General features: G+C 47.9%; 15 protein-coding genes. 4 read left to right on the top strand and 11 right to left on the bottom strand.

Annotation, left to right across the window (positions count from 1 at the left end; genetic code table 11):
- Positions 1 to 371 precede the first annotated feature (371 nt).
- The gene (locus tag HMPREF3144_RS02850; protein ID WP_070476296.1) at positions 372 to 2,222 is read right to left on the bottom strand and encodes an ABC transporter ATP-binding protein/permease; all 1,851 of its coding nucleotides are present in this window, start codon (positions 2,220 to 2,222) and stop codon (positions 372 to 374) included.
- A gap of 152 nt (positions 2,223 to 2,374) precedes the next feature.
- Here HMPREF3144_RS02850 and HMPREF3144_RS02855 point away from each other — a divergent pair, with 152 nt between their 5' ends.
- Genes HMPREF3144_RS02855 through HMPREF3144_RS02870 form a run of 4 tightly spaced genes read left to right on the top strand, consistent with a single transcriptional unit; the run spans position 2,375 to position 5,549 of the window.
- A complete protein-coding gene (locus HMPREF3144_RS02855) occupies positions 2,375 to 3,220 on the top strand; it encodes a ferritin-like domain-containing protein (RefSeq protein ID WP_070476298.1) in 846 nt (281 codons plus the stop codon).
- A 13-nt stretch (positions 3,221 to 3,233) separates the two neighbouring features.
- Positions 3,234 to 4,523, top strand: coding sequence for a D-amino acid dehydrogenase (locus HMPREF3144_RS02860; protein WP_070476300.1), 1,290 nt, complete (start codon positions 3,234 to 3,236; stop codon positions 4,521 to 4,523).
- Between the two features lie 12 nt (positions 4,524 to 4,535).
- Positions 4,536 to 5,006 carry a TM2 domain-containing protein gene (locus tag HMPREF3144_RS02865; RefSeq protein ID WP_048768103.1) on the top strand — a complete coding sequence of 157 codons (471 nt, stop codon included), beginning with the start codon at positions 4,536 to 4,538 and terminating at the stop codon, positions 5,004 to 5,006.
- 24 nt (positions 5,007 to 5,030) lie between these two features.
- The gene (locus HMPREF3144_RS02870; RefSeq protein ID WP_036560622.1) at positions 5,031 to 5,549 is read left to right on the top strand and encodes an SMI1/KNR4 family protein; all 519 of its coding nucleotides are present in this window, start codon (positions 5,031 to 5,033) and stop codon (positions 5,547 to 5,549) included.
- 123 nt (positions 5,550 to 5,672) lie between these two features.
- Here HMPREF3144_RS02870 and nadC read toward each other — a convergent pair whose 3' ends face one another.
- The 10 genes from nadC to HMPREF3144_RS02920 all read right to left on the bottom strand — a co-directional run bounded on the left by nadC (position 5,673) and on the right by HMPREF3144_RS02920 (position 13,704).
- Positions 5,673 to 6,542, bottom strand: coding sequence for a carboxylating nicotinate-nucleotide diphosphorylase (nadC, locus tag HMPREF3144_RS02875; protein ID WP_070476302.1), 870 nt, complete (start codon positions 6,540 to 6,542; stop codon positions 5,673 to 5,675).
- A gap of 93 nt (positions 6,543 to 6,635) precedes the next feature.
- Positions 6,636 to 7,502, bottom strand: a complete 867-nt coding sequence (locus tag HMPREF3144_RS02880; protein WP_083290368.1) for a peptidoglycan DD-metalloendopeptidase family protein — start codon at positions 7,500 to 7,502, stop codon at positions 6,636 to 6,638.
- A gap of 33 nt (positions 7,503 to 7,535) precedes the next feature.
- Positions 7,536 to 7,877: an ISC system 2Fe-2S type ferredoxin gene (gene fdx / locus HMPREF3144_RS02885; protein ID WP_036560628.1), complete on the bottom strand. Its 342-nt coding sequence runs from the start codon at positions 7,875 to 7,877 to the stop codon at positions 7,536 to 7,538.
- An 18-nt stretch (positions 7,878 to 7,895) separates the two neighbouring features.
- A complete protein-coding gene (gene hscA / locus HMPREF3144_RS02890) occupies positions 7,896 to 9,755 on the bottom strand; it encodes a Fe-S protein assembly chaperone HscA (RefSeq protein WP_070476306.1) in 1,860 nt (619 codons plus the stop codon).
- Positions 9,756 to 9,803: 48 nt separating this feature from the next.
- Positions 9,804 to 10,307 (bottom strand): Fe-S protein assembly co-chaperone HscB, encoded by a 504-nt coding sequence (gene hscB, locus HMPREF3144_RS02895; RefSeq protein ID WP_070476311.1) that lies wholly within the window; start codon positions 10,305 to 10,307, stop codon positions 9,804 to 9,806.
- A gap of 17 nt (positions 10,308 to 10,324) precedes the next feature.
- Positions 10,325 to 10,648 (bottom strand): iron-sulfur cluster assembly protein IscA, encoded by a 324-nt coding sequence (gene iscA, locus HMPREF3144_RS02900; protein ID WP_036560639.1) that lies wholly within the window; start codon positions 10,646 to 10,648, stop codon positions 10,325 to 10,327.
- Positions 10,649 to 10,754: 106 nt separating this feature from the next.
- The gene (iscU, locus tag HMPREF3144_RS02905) at positions 10,755 to 11,138 is read right to left on the bottom strand and encodes a Fe-S cluster assembly scaffold IscU (RefSeq protein ID WP_070476313.1); all 384 of its coding nucleotides are present in this window, start codon (positions 11,136 to 11,138) and stop codon (positions 10,755 to 10,757) included.
- Positions 11,139 to 11,177: 39 nt separating this feature from the next.
- Complete coding sequence (locus HMPREF3144_RS02910) at positions 11,178 to 12,392, bottom strand: IscS subfamily cysteine desulfurase (protein ID WP_018027337.1); 1,215 nt, start codon at positions 12,390 to 12,392, stop codon at positions 11,178 to 11,180.
- Between the two features lie 14 nt (positions 12,393 to 12,406).
- Entirely contained in the window at positions 12,407 to 12,931 is a 525-nt protein-coding gene (locus tag HMPREF3144_RS02915; RefSeq protein ID WP_070476314.1) for a Fe-S cluster assembly transcription factor, read from the bottom strand.
- A gap of 281 nt (positions 12,932 to 13,212) precedes the next feature.
- Entirely contained in the window at positions 13,213 to 13,704 is a 492-nt protein-coding gene (locus HMPREF3144_RS02920; RefSeq protein WP_026156956.1) for a low molecular weight protein-tyrosine-phosphatase, read from the bottom strand.
- Positions 13,705 to 14,023 lie beyond the last annotated feature (319 nt).

Raw genomic sequence — 14,023 nt, forward strand, 5'->3', positions numbered from 1 at the left:
GAAGTTTGAGGGGTTATTGCAAAGGTCTCAAAGTAGGAGGAGCAACCACAATGACCACAACTCCTCAAACATCCAAACTATCCAACTTGCGATCATTGCCATTTGCACTAAGCCCTTTGAAATACTAGGCTGCAATTGGAATAACGTTCTGCTACCTTAATTAGCACAAGCAGCACGACATAGCTACTAAGTTTGCCGCTAAACCCTATTCAACCATCCTCAGACCACAGCAGATGTATCTGCCTAGCTCACAGGCATTACGCTCGCCTATGATGCGTAGATCCGCCAGCATTCACTTGAGCTAATTTTAGCAACGCGATCATGACGTTTTGATTAAAAATGCATCACAAAAAGTCTGAACACAATTGCAACTACGCCTCATCGGTAGCGGGTAGCACCCGACTCCATACCTCCTGAGATAATTCCTTAAGCGCTTCTTCTGAGCTTTGCATAGACCAACTACCGTCCGCCGAAAGATTTAACACATGGGTATGATGGCTTAATAAGGTACTGCGATGGCCTACACTGATGAGACGCATATGCGGCAAGCGCTGGCGGATCAGTTGATACATAGCGTACTCTAATCCCTCATCCATCGCTGAGGTCGCTTCATCTAAAAAGGCCACGCTCGGTTTGGTCAATAACATACGACCAAAGGCAACACGCTGCTGCTCACCCAAGGATAAGATATGCATCCAATGATTTTCTTCATCGATACGATGCACTAAATGGCCAAGACTCACTAACTCCAACACCTTAATCGCCTCTTCACGGGCATTGTCCGGTGCGTGGAATGGATAATAAAGCACATCAATTAAATGCCCCTCAGGCAGGTAAGGCTTTTGAGATAGGAACAAGGCCTCATCCTTGGGGCATGTAATACGACCCTCGGCATAGGGCCATAAACCCGCCACCGTTCGTAAAATCGTGGTCTTACCCGAACCAGAAGGACCGCGGATTAATAAGGCATCGCCGGCCTGCACCTGCAGATCTAAATCCCTCACCAACACACGGCCATTGGGGGTACTGATGGTGACCTGCTGTAAATCCACCTCATCGGCCTGTTGTCGCACCTCGGGATGCGGTAACTCCTCTGCCTTATCGATGGCGCCCATAAACTCTGTCAAACGATCTAATACCGCTTTGAACCCGGCAAACTCATCATAGGCGGTACGGAAAAACGACAAGCTATCTTGCAAACTGCTAAAGGCCTGCGCCGTTTGAATCATGCCACCAAGGGTCAATTGCCCAGAGAAAAAACGCGGCGCCTGTAATATAAAGGGGAAAATCACCGCCACTTGCGAGACGATAAAGTTAAAGCCCTGAAACTTTAAAGAACGGTGCACAATCCCCCACACATTTTCAATCACTGCCTTAAAGCGCTGGTTTAACTTAAAACCCTCTACCCGCTCACCGCCATAAAAAGCTACACTTTCCGCATACTCACGCAGCCGGATTAGGGAGTAACGATAGTTTGCATTAAGCCGCTCATCCAAAAAGTTTAAACGGATCAAAGGGCGACCGATTTTAAAGGCAAATACCGTGGCAATCAAAACATAAATAAAGAGTATAAACACAATCCCGCGCGGAATCTCTACGCCAAACAGTGCCAAAGGACCGGATAGATTCCATAAAATCACCGTAAACGCCACCACCGACACCATATTGGTAATCAGCCCTAGGGTTAGGCTTAAGGAGACGCTGACAAAGCTTGCCACATCCTGCTGAATCCGTTGATCAGGGTTATCTACTTGCTGCTTTAAAAAAAACAGGCGGTAGTAGTTTTTATTGCGCAGCCACTGATTCAGTACCCGCTCGTTAAGATCCTCACGCCAACGAATGGTAAAAGCCTGCTGCATATAAAAGGCCGTGAGCGAGCGGAAAATATGAATAATCGCAAGCACCGCAAAGACCATCACCTGAATCCAGAAGGTGGACTCGTCCTTTTCCTGCAAAGCGGTATACATGCTGTTATACCAGTTAGAAAACAGCACGCTGAGACGCACACCAAATAAGCTTAAAAAGAGGATCAGCGCAAAATTTAAAGCAGCGATGGGATTTTTTAGTGGATTAAAATAAGTTTTGGCTATATGCCAAAACTGTGCTGCCCAACGGGTCGTGCGCACTAAGATAAAACCTACTAAAAACAACAACACCAGCGAGCAAACAAAGGCAATGCCGACCCACTGCATACTCGCAACCAACTCTTTATACCAATCCATAACGTCCTTCTGTGAGCTAATTTCCTGCTCTGCTTTGATTTTAATTTAATCAGTGCAATTAAAAATTCTAACGCATTTAAGACACATTACGTCCCTAAACGTTAGAATTAGACAATGTCTTTTTGTTTTCTATTATCAGGTTTTAAATTGTAATGACTCACGCTAACTGCTTACGTAAGCAGGCATTAGAAGCCTTAATTTTATCCGACCCCTGCGCTAAAGTAACTGCTGTTGAAGCAATTAATTTAGATGGGGATTATGTCATTGATCTGAACGCCGACTATCATGAGATTGCCGAGCGTGCCACTATCCCCGGGCGCCCTAGCAAGCCCGAATTAGTCGATCCCAAGGCGGTTGGCATGCGCTCAGTACACACGGAGGAGGGTCGCGCCACCCTACTGCATGCGATTGCCCATATTGAATTTAATGCCATTAACCTCCATTTAGACATTGTTTGGCGCTTTCCTCAGCAATCTGAGCAATTTTATCTAGATTGGCTAGCTGTGGCTAAAGAGGAGGCCAAGCACTTTCGTTTATTACGCCAACGTTTAGCGGCCATGGGTTACGATTATGGTGCGTATACTGCGCACAATGGTCTTTGGGATATGGCTGAAAAAACCAAAGGTGATTTATTAGCCCGTTTAGCCCTGGTGCCGCGTACACTTGAGGCCCGCGGCTTAGATGTCACGCCCGGTATTCAGCAGCGTCTAGCCCAGGTAGGTGATAGCAATAGCGTCGCCATCCTCGATATTATTTTAAATGAGGAGGTGGGGCATGTCGCGATAGGCAATCGTTGGTATTTAGCCGAATGTGAGGCACTGGATTTAGATCCTATTGAGGTCTATGCCAATTTGCTTAAGCAGTATGGCGTGGCCAATCCCAAAGGCCCCTTTAATAAATCCGCACGTCAATTAGCCGGTTTTAGTGATAAGGAACTGGCTTGGTTAGAATCTTTAGAGCAAGACCGCCGCCAATCACCGCAACAAAGTAAGCATTAATTTAGGATAGATGATGAATCAAGCACAAACACAGTCAAAACATGCCCTCGTACTCGGGGCCGGTATTATCGGTTTATGTAGTGCTTATTACTTACAGCAAGCCGGCTATCAGGTCAGTGTGATTGAGCAAGAGCCGGAAGTCGGCAGGCAGACCTCCTATGCTAACGGCGCCCAACTCTCCTATAGTTATGTGGCACCCTTGGCCGCTCCCGGCGTTCTGAGTCAAGTGCCTAAATGGCTACTGGATCCTGATGCGCCCATGCGCTTAAAGCCCTCACTTAACCCGGCAGATATCTGTTGGGGTATTCATTTTGCTAGGGCTTGCAACGCCGCACAAAGTCGCCAAACAACCCAAGAGCTGCTCAGTCTATCTTTTTTTAGTCGTGACTTATATCATGCGCTGTTCGAGGAAATACAGGACGTGGATTTTGATCGACCCGGCAAGTTAGTGGTTCATCGTGAGCATGCGCATTTCCAAACAGCGGTTAAGCAATTGGAAATCCAGCGCGCCCTGGGTTGTGAGCAATATGCCCTATCGACCGAAGAGTGCATTGAGAAAGAGCCGGCATTAGCACCACACCGCGCAGACATTGTGGGCGGTATTTGGACGCCCAGTGAGGAGGTAGTCGATAGCTATAAACTCTGCCTAGCCTTACGAAAAAATCTGCAGCAAAAAGGCGTGACGTTTTTATTAAATCAGCGGGTTCAAGCCCTTGTACCGACACAGGCTCATCCTACCGCGGCGCAAACGGTGGAGGTACTCCTAGACAATGGCTCACGGCTCAATGCCGATGCGATCGTGGTGGCCTTAGGCTCATTTGCCAATGAGTTATTAAGACCGCTACGCATCAATATCCCGGTCGCACCACTTAAAGGCTATAGCCTAACGCTCCAGATCACAGACAAAAAGCAAGCGCCCTATGTCAGCATTACAGATTATGAACGCAAGGTAGTTTATGCCCGCATCGGTGAGCGCCTACGCATTGCTGGCATGGCGGATAGAGTGGGCTTAGATCGCTCACTTGATGGCCGCCGTCTTCGCACCCTAATTAATGAGGCTAAGAAGCTTTTCCCGGGGGCGGGTGATTTGGAGCATGCTGAGCAATGGGCTGGCTTACGCCCCGCCACACCTAAGGGTAAGCCCATTATTGATAAAACGCCCTATGCCAATCTCTGGTTAAATGTCGGTCATGGTGCATTGGGTCTCACCCTTGCCACCGGCTCTGGCAAGCTCTTGGCTGAATTAGTGAGTGCACAAGCTAGTACCATTGCCCCGGCAGCGTTTAGACTCGATCAAGCATAAGGAATCATCGTGATGTTAAAAAATGCCCTCTTAAGTGTTGTGATTTTTGCGGCCGTGCTGATTGCACTCACCTTTGGTGAAAATGTTTTCAGCGCCTTTGCCAGCTGGGTTTATGAGCTGACTGGGATAGCGATTATCAATCTTAGCTCTATCTATCATAGTCTCAAAGGCTATGTGATGCAGGATCCCATTAAAATCGCGCTCGCTCTGATTATCACCTTGATCATCAGCTTCTGGCTCTTTAAAAATAATAATGCCAAGCTAAAAGAAAAAGGCACACCGCGCAAATTAGCCATAGTGCTTGCCATCTTTTTAGGCTGGCTAGGGGTACATCGCTTTTATTTAAATCAAATCCTTAGTGGCCTGCTATACTTAATTATCTCGCAGCTCTTTTTACCACTTTCCGTCGTCCTCAGTTTGATTGATGCGATTCGCTATGTGTCCATGGATGATCATAGCTTTGAACAACGCTTTAAGCCTTAATTTATTTTTTTAAGGAATACGCTTATGTCTACCGACGATACCATCCATTTTACCCTCAACGATATTAGTATCGGTGCCGAGCAGTTTGATTCGCAAGCGCTACTAAAAGCGTGGTCATGGTTAGTCCCAGCACAGCTGGAGCCACTGTTTGTAACGATTTTTGGTGATGCCTTTATGAGCGACCCAGAAAGCGGCGCCGTCTACTTTCTAGATACCATTGACGGCTATTTAGAGCAGGTGGCGGATAGTTTTGAGGATTTTGAGCAATTACTCACTGAAGATGAGGAGTTTGTACGTGACTACTTCAGTGTCCTCACCTGGTTACGCTATAGAGATGAGGTACTGGGCGCGGATGTCATGCCAAAGGGCATGATCTTTAACTACTTCACCCCCTTTGCCTTGGGCGGTGAGGTAGAAGCGGACAATATCGCCCTCTTCCCCATTCAAGCCCATTTTGATATGAGTGGGGAGTTTTGGGAGCAACTACAAGGCCTAGAGCAAGAGCTAAGCCAGGAAATAGCCGCTGAAGAGCGTGACGAGTAGTAAGCGGGCTTGGCTAAACGGCGCCCTACTAGCCCGCTAGTTTAGCGAGCTAGCCTGCGGTCGGTGCCGCCTCATCATGCCTCAACCCCTAAACAGGACAAGCACTAACAACCTCAGACACCCTTAATCCTCTAGCGCATCGAGGCCAATATCTAAAATCGGTGCGCTATGAGTTAACCAACCGATAGCGATTAAATTAACTCCCTGCTTTGCGATCGCAACTGCGGTTTCAGGCGTCACCCCACCGCTGGCTTCACTAATCGCACGACCATCAATGCGACGTACCGCTTCGGCCAAATTTTCTAAGGACATATTATCCAAAAGAATCACTTCAACCCCAAGTGCTAAGGCCTCATCCAACTGCTCCAAGGTGTCCACCTCGACCTCGATTTTGACCATGGCCCCAATGGCGGCACGCGCACGCTCCACCGCTTTGCTCAAACTACCCGCAATGGCGATATGATTATCCTTAATCAGAATCGCATCGTCCAAACCAAAGCGGTGATTCTGACCGCCACCCACACGCACCGCATACTTTTCTACCGTACGCATTAACGGTGTGGTCTTACGCGTACACGTCACCTTACAACCCCATTCGGCAATGCTATCGGTTATGCGTGCCGTCACACTAGCAATACCGCTTAAATGACAAAGAAAGTTTAACGCCGTACGCTCCGCCGTCAACATCGCCCGCGCAGGTCCAGCAACACGAGCAATACGACTGCCCTTTTGCAAACGCGCCCCATCCTGCAGCAAGGGCTCAAACACAATCTCCGCATTGACCAATTTAAAGGCCAGACGGGCTAGGTCCAAACCCGCCAACACACCCTCGGCACGCGCTACCAAATAAAGCTCAGCTTGTACCTCGGCAGGAATAATCGCATCACTGGTAATATCACCAGCACGACCTAAGTCTTCGACCAAGGTGGCACGCACAAGCGGCTCAATTAAGAGTTCAGATAAAGGAGGAATGGTAGCGATTTGCATCGTCATAAGGTCTACTAATAATTTTAATCCTAAAATAATAACGCCTCTAATTAATAACTGATTAATCTAGAGGCGTTTACATCAAACGAATGCCTAAACTTAAGGCTCAAAGGCACCGATAAATATGGCGGGATCCACACGTTGATTATTTAAACTAACGGTCCAATGTAAATGTGGACCGGTGGAGCGACCGGTGCTACCCACCTTGGCAATCACCTCACCGCGGCGCACCCGTTGCCCCTTAACCACATCAATTTCGGACAAATGGCAGTACATGGAGATAAGGCCCTGACCATGATCAACAAATACCGTTTTACCATTAAAGAAATAATCACCTGTAATCGTCACTACCCCATCAGCTGAGGCCTTAACTGGTGTTCCTTGTGGCACGGCAATATCCAAGCCCGCGTGCGGATTACGCTCTTCGCCATTAAAGAAACGGCGCAAACCGAAAGGACTCGAATAGCGCCCGCCCTCTACCGGACGGTCAAGAACCACATTACTCGGTATGGCATCTCTAAAAGCTTTATAGGCTGCCGTTTGTTCTGCCGCCTCACGCTTATAACGATCCAAGTCTGCTTGCGAAGGGTTCACATGACGATTACTGCTGAGCTTAATATGCTGCTCACGGTATTTTTTTGCACCGACCTCAAAATTAACTAGCTCCTGGGTGCCACCGTAATTGACCGTTAAGGTATGCTGTCCAAGCTTAGTTTTTTGACCAATACCCACAATCGCTAAATAGCCCCCAGCGTCGCCATTCGGGACCACTAGCACGGCATGTCCTTGATAGGTCGCTGTTGGCACAACGCCACGCTCTGCCAGAGGTAGTACCGCAATACCACCCGGCACCGGACGATGTAACTGCTTTTCAATATAGGACTGCGCCCACGCAGGAGCTGCCAGTAACACGGCGATTAGACTTGTGGCGAGAAACTTTATTAGCTTAGTTGTTGCGGCCATCATGCGCCCCCTAAAACGCTCGTCGTTATAAATAAATTAATGATTTTCCTTGGCGTGATTGATCGTGTATTTAGGAATTTCAATCACTAAATCCTCATCCCGCACATAGGACTGACACGATAGTCGCGACTCGAAGGTTAATCCCCATGCCTTATCCAACATATCCTCCTCATCCTCACTTGCCTCATCTAAGGAGTCGAAACCCTCTTTGACAATAATGTGGCAAGTGGTACAAGCACAGACCATCTCACAGGCATGCTCCATGGGAATACCATTATCCAAAAGAATCTGACAGACACTCACATCCGTCGGAACATTTTCGATGACTTTACCCTCAGGGCAGATTTCTGCATGAGGTAATACCGTAATTTTAGGCATCTTTTGCTAACTCCTGAATTATAACTCTTCAACCCTTTTGCCAGAAAGCGCACGACGGATACTACGATCCATACGTTTCGCTGCAAAATCATCCGTGGCCTGGCTTAAACGATGGATCTGGGCACGAATGGCCTCCGTATCCTCACCCGCAATTAATTGCTGTAGCTGCTCCACTTCACTACGAATCTTCGCTTCCTCTGCGTCATTCAATAAATCACTATCGGAAGCCAAGGCGGCGACAATCGACTCAATCAAACGACCGCCATTGACCTGTTGTTCGCGTAGTGAACGCTGCTTCGCATCTTCCGCTGCAAGCTGCATGCCTTCACTCAACATCCGGGTCACTTCCTCGTCAGTCAGACCGTAGGATGGCTTAACCGTCACATGCGCCTCCACGCCGGAGGTTTTTTCACGGGCAGAGACATTTAATAAGCCATCGGCATCCACTTGGAAGGTCACCCGAATACGGGCTGCTCCCGCCACCATGGGCGGTATCCCACGCAATTCAAAACGTGCTAAGGAACGACATTCATCAACCAACTCGCGCTCACCCTGCACCACATGGAAACTCATGGCCGTTTGGCCGTCTTTATAAGTAGTGAACTCCTGGGCGCGTGCCACTGGAATGGTGCTATTACGTGGAATCACCTTTTCGACCAGACCACCCATGGTTTCTAGCCCTAAGGATAATGGCGTCACATCTAAGAGTAACCAGTCCTCACCGGGTGAGGGATTACCCACCAGCTTATTCGCCTGCAAGGCAGCCCCAATAGCCACCACCTGATCGGGATCAATATCCACTAAAGGCTCTGTCCCAAACAGCTCGCCCACCATCTCGCGCACAATCGGCATGCGGGTTGCACCACCCACCATCACCACACCACGCACATCAGAGGCTTTCATATCGGCATCGCGTAAGGCCTGCTTAACCGTATCTAGCGTATCCTCGACCAGCTTGCGTGCGATATTTTCAAAATGCGAACGTGGATAATTTAAATCCAGATGCAAGCCATTCGACAAACTCACTTTAAAATAGGCCTTGCTTTGCTTACTTAGACGCTCGCGCATTTTACGGGCATGGCTTTTTAATAAGCGCCAATCCGCATGGCTTAAATCGGCTGTCTCGTGATGCTTTAAAATATCATTGACAATTAAGTCATCAAAATCATCACCACCTAATTGCGTATTACCGCCCGTGGCTAAGACCTCAAACACCCCTTTGCTTAAATTCAAAATCGAAATATCAAAGGTGCCACCACCCAAGTCATAAACGGCATACACCCCTTCGGCGGCGCGATCCAAGCCATAGGCTACCGCTGCCGCAGTGGGCTCATTTAATAAGCGTAAGACATCCAGTCCGGCTAAGCGCGCCGCATCACGCGTCGCTTGACGCTGCGCATCATCAAAATAGGCGGGTACAGTAATCACCGCCCCCACCAATTCATCGCCTAAAGAATCCTCGGCTAATTGACGCAACTTAGCCAAAATTTGTGCCGATACCTCCACCGGACTAACATCACCGTGTAAGGTTTTAAAGCGTATCGTACCGTCGCTTGCCACCAGCTCGTAGGGCAACTTCATCGCTTTGGCTTCTTCATAGCCACGCCCCATCAAACGCTTAATGGAAAAAAAGGTGTTTTGCGTGTCGCGACTTTTGGATTGCACGACGGCATGACCAATTTGCACACCGCCATTTTTAAGATAGCGCACGGCTGAGGGCATACTTTTCCTACCCTTTTCATCTGTCAAAATTTCCGCTACGCTACTGCGAACCGAGGCCACCAAGGAATTCGTCGTGCCTAAATCAATCCCCACCGCCAAACGACGTTGATGCGGCATGGGTGATGCGCCGGGTTCAGATATTTGTAAAAGTGCCATAGATAAATTCTTTTTCTAATGCTTGCAGAGATTGTTGCTGCGCTAAAACTAGGGCAGTTGTGCTTTAATCTCACGTCGAAACTTGTCGATAAATAACCATTGACGTAGCTTTTCAGCCACAGCTGGCCAGTCTTTTTGCTGATCAATTAAATCGGCAACCGCCTGATTTAGTGCTTGCTCCTCGGTCTCGACCTGCCCCATGAGTTGTGTTAAGGCCGCGCCATCATCCGCTGAAGCCGCTAATTCCTCGCGCCACTCCATCTGCTTAAATAAAAACTCGGGTGCCATGGCCGTATTACTTTCGGCGGCAATATCCACGCCATGCTGCTCGCATAAATAAATCGCTCGCTGTAACGGGCTTTTTAATACCTGATAAGCCTCATTAATTAAGCTCGCCCATTGCATTGCGACGCGCTTTTCCGCATCGCTAGCGGTAGCAAAGCGATCGGGATGGACTTGGGCCGATTTGGCACGCCAAAGCCGCTCTAACTCAGCCTGATCGAGAGCGAATTGCGCAGGCAATTCAAATAATTCAAAATAATCTTGATTCACGCGACATCCTGAGGGATTTAAACCGTAAAGGACTCGCCACAACCGCAGCTCGCCTTTTCGTTAGGATTAGTGAATTTAAAGCCTTCATTAAGCCCTTCGCGAACGTAGTCAAGCTCGGTACCGTCAATATAAACTAAGCTTTTGGGGTCCACAAAAATCTTGACATCGTAGCTCTCATAGACCTGATCATCTTGTTCAGGCACATCCACATACTCCAGTTTATAAGCCATACCGGAACAACCTGTGGTACGCACACCAAGACGCAGGCCAACACCCGCACCGCGCTTATCAAGGTACGTTTTAATATGCTTAGCTGCTTTTTCTGTCAATGTGATTGCCATAATTAACTCACTAGTTTAAATTTAAATAAGCTGCCTTATAAAAAGACCTGCTCCGATGTCGTTTTACAACACCCATCGGAGCGCTAACACCAAACAGCCGAATGGATTAAGCGTTATTCTTTTCTTTGTAATCCTTAACCGCTGCTTTAATCGCATCTTCGGCTAAGATAGAACAGTGAATTTTAACCGGTGGTAAGGCTAATTCCTCTGCAATCGCAGCATTTTTAATTTCTAAGGCCTCATCCAGGGTTTTACCCTTAACCCACTCAGTAATTAACGAACTGGAAGCAATAGCGGAACCACAGCCGTAGGTTTTAAAACGCGCGTCCTCAATCACACCCGTATCGCTCACCTTAATCTGTAGTCGCATTACATCACCACACGCCGGGGCGCCAACCATGCCCGTACCCACACCGGCCTCGTCCTTTTCAAAACTGCCGACGTTACGAGGATTTTCATAATGGTCTAAAACTTTATCACTGTATGCCATGACCTAACTCCTTAAAATAAATGACGATTGATGGTGAAATTAATGTGCAGTCCACTCAATGGCGCTGACATCAATACCCTCTAAATGCATATCCCAGAGTGGCGACATTTCACGTAATTTAGCCACTTGTTTTTTAATTAATTCAATTGCGTAATCCACTTCTTCTTCGGTATTAAAACGACCCAAGGTAAAACGAATGGAGCTGTGCGCCAACTCATCATCACGACCAAGTGCACGCAACACATAGGAAGGCTCTAAACTAGCAGAGGTACAGGCAGAACCGCTCGATACCGCTAAGTCATTAATCGCCATCATCAAGGACTCACCCTCAACATAGTTAAAACTGATGTTAAGATTGGCACCGATACGATGCTCCATATCACCGTTAATATAGACCTCTTCGATCTCGGACAGACCCTGTAGCAAACGATCTCTAAGCGCACGGATACGCTCATTATCCTTGGCCATATCCTCCTTAAGAATACGGAAGGCTTCGCCCATACCCACGATCTGGTGGGTCGCCAAGGTACCTGAGCGGAAACCACGCTCATGACCACCACCGTGCATTTGCGCTTCTAAACGAATACGAGGTTTACGACGCACGTACAAAGCACCAATACCCTTAGGGCCGTAGGCCTTATGAGCCGATAAAGAAAGTAAATCCACCTTCACCTTGTTGAGGTCAATATCCACCTTGCCTGCCGCTTGCGCCGCATCCACGTGGAAAACGGTTTTATTTGCACGGCAAAGCTCGCCGATGGCTTCAATATCCTGAATTACACCGATCTCATTATTCACCCACATTACGGAAACCAAAATTGTATCCGGACGCAGCGCCGCCTTTAAGACTTCTAAATCTAAGAGACCATTAGACTGTACGTCAAGATAGGTCACTTCAAAACCTTCACGCTCTAATTCGCGCATCGTATCAAGCACCGCCTTGTGCTCGGTTTTGACAGTGATAATATGCTTGCCGCGTGATTGATAAAACTGCGCGATCCCCTTGATTGCCAGGTTATTTGACTCGGTCGCACCCGAGGTCCAAATCACCTCGCGCGAATCGGCGCCGATCAAATCAGCCACATGCTGACGCGCCTGCTCAACCGCCTCCTCGGCCTCCCAGCCGAATGCGTGACTGCGTGAGGCCGGGTTACCGAACTTTTCATATAACCAAGGCACCATCGCATCAACCACACGCGGATCAACCGGTGTTGTTGCTGAGTAGTCAAAATAGATTGGTAAACTTACTGACATTACTAACTCCTGTATCAAACAGCACCCGACAGGATGCCACTTGTCTTATCGCTGGTCTTATCACGCATCACTACCTCAGAGTGAGCGGACGATTTGTTTTGATGGTTTAACTGGCGCATACGCTGCTTATCGACTAAATCCTGCAAAGACACATTGTCCAAAAAATCCACCACATGACGATTTAAGTCGGTCCATAGCTCATGCGTCATACAATGACCTGAGGTTGCACCGTCCCTGCCGGTATCACATGCCTTTTTGCTACCACAGGCCGTGGTATCGACGGGTTCATCAACCGCAAAAATAATATCTGCAACGCTAATATCTCTGGCATAACGGGCTAATAAATAACCACCACCCGGCCCACGTACACTTTCCACTAACTCATGGCGACGTAGCCTACCGAATAACTGCTCAAGGTAGGATAAAGAGATATTTTGTCGCTCACTAATGGCCGCCAATGTCACCGGCCCGCTATGATAGCGCAGACCTAAGTCAATCATAGCTGTCACGGCAAAACGGCCCTTGGTTGTTAAGCGCATAAATGGCTCCTAAAAAATCCCACTAATTTACTCAAGTATACGGTCAAAAAAATTTTAACAACTAAATAAACTAGCTATAAAAAACCATAGCCAGCCCCAATACCTGAGTGATTTACTCAAGTATAACAAATAGTATAGTAAATTGCTATGGTATTAAGGAGTTAAATAGAATTTTTGCAGATACTGTGGCTAAAAGCGCAACGCATGAGGATAATTGCTGATGATAGCCGGGCGCTGATAAGCTGAGGACCAAGCGCGCCTACACCAGCACGACCCCAGTCCTAAGCCACTTGGGTGGACTTCGTGCGACGACTGACCACCTCAAACACCCCCTGACAGGCGTCCTCAAGATAGTCCAGCATTTTGTAGAAGCTATCTAGCCCACCATAAAAGGGATCGGGCACCGTTGCTTCTTCATAGTCATTTGCAAAGCGCATTAACAACATCAGTTTATGATGCAAGGGACGCGGACAAATCTGCTGCATATAGGAGAGATTTTCCCAATCCATGGCAAGAATAATGTCATAATCACGAAAATCCTCTAAGGTGATCTGACGCACTTGCATATCGCTCACATCATAACCGCGTCGACGGCAGACAAACTGCACCCGACCGTCGGGCGCATCACCCAAATGATAGTTATGCGTGGCGACCGCATCCACTGTAATCGTGTCAGACAAGCCCGCTTCCTGTAGCATATGGCGTAAAACGCCGACTGCACCCGGCGCCCGACAAAGACCACCCATACTCACAAAAAGCACTTTTATTCCCATATCCACTGAAATCTAAAAATTGTAAAAATAATGCGACTTGATTTGACAAAACTAAAAGAGCACATTATAAGCCATTTAAGTAAAAACTTAAAGTGCTATTTTTTTCTTCCCATTAGCCAAAAAACCATTAAAAAACGGTAGCTTAGCTAGGGCTATTTAGGCCACCTCAACCACGACAAGCGCCTTTAACGCCTACAACACAGTCGCCAATCACTCTACTTAGTGACCGGCTGCGCGACAAGCCCTGCCGTTCAGGGCGGGGAAGGATAGCGCGGACGGCGTAGTCGTCCTTGAGTTTCAGTGGGGTGTCTGCTGCTGC

Origin of the sequence: Oligella sp. HMSC05A10, from assembly GCF_001808335.1 — a bacterium.
Lineage (GTDB): Bacteria > Pseudomonadota > Gammaproteobacteria > Burkholderiales > Burkholderiaceae_B > Oligella > Oligella urethralis.

What these genes read in the sequence shown, in the direction of transcription:
- HMPREF3144_RS02910 (WP_018027337.1), bottom strand. Translation starts at nt 12,392, where the DNA reads ATGTCAGTAAGTTTACCAATCTATTTTGACTACTCAGCAACAACACCG.
- fdx (WP_036560628.1), bottom strand. Translation starts at nt 7,877, where the DNA reads ATGCCTAAAATTACGGTATTACCTCATGCAGAAATCTGCCCTGAGGGT.
- HMPREF3144_RS02850 (WP_070476296.1), bottom strand. Translation starts at nt 2,222, where the DNA reads ATGGATTGGTATAAAGAGTTGGTTGCGAGTATGCAGTGGGTCGGCATT.
- HMPREF3144_RS02915 (WP_070476314.1), bottom strand. Translation starts at nt 12,931, where the DNA reads ATGCGCTTAACAACCAAGGGCCGTTTTGCCGTGACAGCTATGATTGAC.
- HMPREF3144_RS02860 (WP_070476300.1), top strand. Translation starts at nt 3,234, where the DNA reads ATGAATCAAGCACAAACACAGTCAAAACATGCCCTCGTACTCGGGGCC.
- iscA (WP_036560639.1), bottom strand. Translation starts at nt 10,648, where the DNA reads ATGGCAATCACATTGACAGAAAAAGCAGCTAAGCATATTAAAACGTAC.
- nadC (WP_070476302.1), bottom strand. Translation starts at nt 6,542, where the DNA reads ATGACGATGCAAATCGCTACCATTCCTCCTTTATCTGAACTCTTAATT.
- HMPREF3144_RS02870 (WP_036560622.1), top strand. Translation starts at nt 5,031, where the DNA reads ATGTCTACCGACGATACCATCCATTTTACCCTCAACGATATTAGTATC.
- HMPREF3144_RS02920 (WP_026156956.1), bottom strand. Translation starts at nt 13,704, where the DNA reads ATGGGAATAAAAGTGCTTTTTGTGAGTATGGGTGGTCTTTGTCGGGCG.
- HMPREF3144_RS02865 (WP_048768103.1), top strand. Translation starts at nt 4,536, where the DNA reads ATGTTAAAAAATGCCCTCTTAAGTGTTGTGATTTTTGCGGCCGTGCTG.
- iscU (WP_070476313.1), bottom strand. Translation starts at nt 11,138, where the DNA reads ATGGCATACAGTGATAAAGTTTTAGACCATTATGAAAATCCTCGTAAC.
- HMPREF3144_RS02855 (WP_070476298.1), top strand. Translation starts at nt 2,375, where the DNA reads ATGACTCACGCTAACTGCTTACGTAAGCAGGCATTAGAAGCCTTAATT.
- hscA (WP_070476306.1), bottom strand. Translation starts at nt 9,755, where the DNA reads ATGGCACTTTTACAAATATCTGAACCCGGCGCATCACCCATGCCGCAT.
- HMPREF3144_RS02880 (WP_083290368.1), bottom strand. Translation starts at nt 7,502, where the DNA reads ATGATGGCCGCAACAACTAAGCTAATAAAGTTTCTCGCCACAAGTCTA.